The sequence below is a fragment of the Chitinophaga sp. genome (assembly GCF_035564935.1).
GTDB lineage: Bacteria > Bacteroidota > Bacteroidia > Chitinophagales > Chitinophagaceae > Chitinophaga.
The window spans coordinates 1-2781 of record NZ_DATMTE010000258.1 but is presented as its reverse complement, the minus strand read 5'-3'; the positions used below and the strand labels follow the sequence as shown (position 1 = coordinate 2781).

Here is a 2781-nt window from a genome sequence, read left to right as displayed (position 1 = left end):
GTCCTGGGCGTTCTTATCAACATCCGCCTGATTCTGATAAATGCCTGCGATCCGGTAGCCATAAAATGAACCAATCGGATAGCCTACCTGGAAAATATTTAAGGCCTGGCCTCCTACTGCCGTAAAAGAAGGGCCGGTAAATGAGTTTACTCCCTGGCCCAGGCTGATAATTTTGTTCCGGTTGAAAGAAATATTTCCCGATACATCCCATTTCAGACCTCTGGTTAATATTTTTGCGCCCAGGTCAAATTCGTATCCTTTATTTTCAACAGTGCCCTGGTTGGTATTATACTGTGTGAATCCGTTTGATGGTGGTATTGTTAATCCAATGAGCAGGCCGTCGGTACGTTTTCTATAATAATCAAATCCGAAAGTAATCCGGTTTCTAAAAAATGCCATATCAAGCCCGATGTTCAGCTGCTTTGTAAGCTCCCAATGCAGCGTGTTATTGGCCATATTGGCCAGAACATAACCAATTTGTATGCCTTCATTAGCAACGCTTCCGGTAGATACCAGGCGTGCCTGGGTAGCTCCGACAGGAACCGCCTGATTACCTGACAGCCCGTAACTTCCACGCACTTTAAGTGAAGTGATGGATCTGATATTGTGCATGAATTTCTCGTTGGAAACATTCCAGCCCAGGGCTATGGAGGGAAAAAATTTCCATTTATTCCCCTCTGCCAAACGGGTAGAACCATCTTCCCTGGCCGTAAAAGTTGCCAAAAAACGATTATCGAAACTGTAGTTGGCACGGCCGATAAAAGAGGCAAGCCCCCATTGTGTTGTACTGGTTTTCGGATTGCTGATAGAAGATCCGCTGCTCAAATCATAATACAACATATTGTCGTTAGGAAAATTGAGCACATTAATATTAAAGGATTTACGATCCCATTGTTGCCAGGTATATCCTGCTACGGCATTTACCCGATGCTTTTTATTAATTGTTCTGTTGTAGTTTAAAGTGTATTCTGTCAGATAATTGAAAGAACTGTTCTCTCCAAGATAGGCATATCCTCCTTCGAGATTACCTAATGTTGTACCTCTCGGCATATAAAAGTCGCGACGGGAGTTTCTGGTATTGACTCCTCCATTTACTTTGAAATCCAGGCCGGGAGCCAGGGTATAATTCAAATACATATTTGCCAGCACTGTGGTAACGCGGTTCTGATCATCTGCGAGTTCAATGATGGTGAGTGGATTGCCCACCTGGGTCTGATCAATCTGATCATCTGCAGTCAGCGGAGAATCGAATGGCCTGGACAGCAACGCACCATATACAACAGATGTAGAGGGGTCGCTTCTGTCCGATGATTGCATGGCCGCCTTGTTTTTACTGATGGAGCCATTTATGCTGACACCAAACTTAAACCGTTTGTTTATTTCCCGGTCCAAATTAACCAGCAAGGCCCCTCTGTCATAGCGGGAATTTTTCACTATTCCCTGCTGACCAAGATATCCGGCGCTTACCGCATATTTGAACTTATCAGATCCGCCGGACAAGCTTAACTGATGGTTTTGACTATAAGCAGAACGATAGATCAGGTCCTGCCAGTTTGTATTAACACTGCCATACCGGGCTATTGCATCCGAGTTGAAGGCGGAGTCCTGTCCACTATTTAAATAGGCTTCATTTGAATATTTGAAATATTCATCCGTGTTAAGTACATCAATTTTCTTCGGGATCGCGCTCACATCGAACCGGGCACTATAGGAAAGCCGGTCAACACCGGTTTTCCCGTGTTTTGTTGTTATCAGCACAACGCCGTTGGATGCCCGTGATCCATAAATAGCAGTAGCAGAGGCATCTTTTAAAATTTCAATGGATTCAATATCGGCAGGGTCTATGTTCGCCAGCGCATTGTCGTCTGGTAGCTGGTCCAGGTATCCCGACTGGCTTCCTCCGGAAGCTTTAACGGCGCCATTGTCTGAATCAATAGGGTACCCGTCAATCACGATCAGGGGCTGATTGGACCCGCTTATTGAAGTTGCACCACGAATTGAAAAGCTGATTCCGCCACCAGGAGCACCGGTATTGGAGGTAATTTGCACCCCTGAAGCCCGCCCTTGAAGTAGTTGTTCAACGGACGTTGCAGGTTTTTCCGAAGCATCATCTAACGTTACTTTAGCAACTGAACCTGTAAGGTCGCTCTTGCGCACTGAACCATAGCCAACAGCAACCACTTCATTGAGCCCAATTGTTTCCGGCTTCATTTTGAGATTAATCGTTGTTTGCTTGTCAATGGTAACCGCTTGTGTTTTCATTCCAATGGACGAAAAAATAAGGACGGAATTCCTGGAGGCATCATTTATCGAAATAGAAAATTTACCCTCCCTGTCTGTATAAACACCTTTCGAAGTACCTTTTAAAACGACATTCACCCCAGCCAGCGGCTGCCCGTCTTCATCTAAAACAACCCCCGTAATCGTAATCGGCGGGGCCAGGCTATTTACATTTTCATTCCGGGAACCGGCCGTCCTTCCTTTAACAACAATATTTTTATCGGAAATCGTATATGTCAGCGGCTGATCTTTGAAAACAATATTTAATACGGAGGTCAGCGCGGCGTTGGTCACTCTCAGATCAATGGGCTTCATTTTGGCCAGTTCTTCCCTGGCATAAATAAATCCAAAACCTGTTTGTTTTTCAATTTCTCTGAATACACTTTCGGCAGACGCCTGCTGCATTGAAATTGTGATGTTCTGGCTATAGCCTTTGGCATAGGACTGCAGCACGCCAATAAATAGAAAAAATACAGAGAATCTCATATTTAAAAAAACCTT

At 44.7% G+C, this 2781-nt stretch carries 1 protein-coding gene; it reads right to left on the bottom strand.

From position 1 onward, the window contains the following. On the bottom strand, nucleotides 1-2766 hold a 2766-nt coding region (locus VN105_RS06750), incomplete at its 3' end, for a TonB-dependent receptor (protein WP_325639183.1). Between the last annotated feature and the right edge of the window lie 15 nt (nucleotides 2767-2781).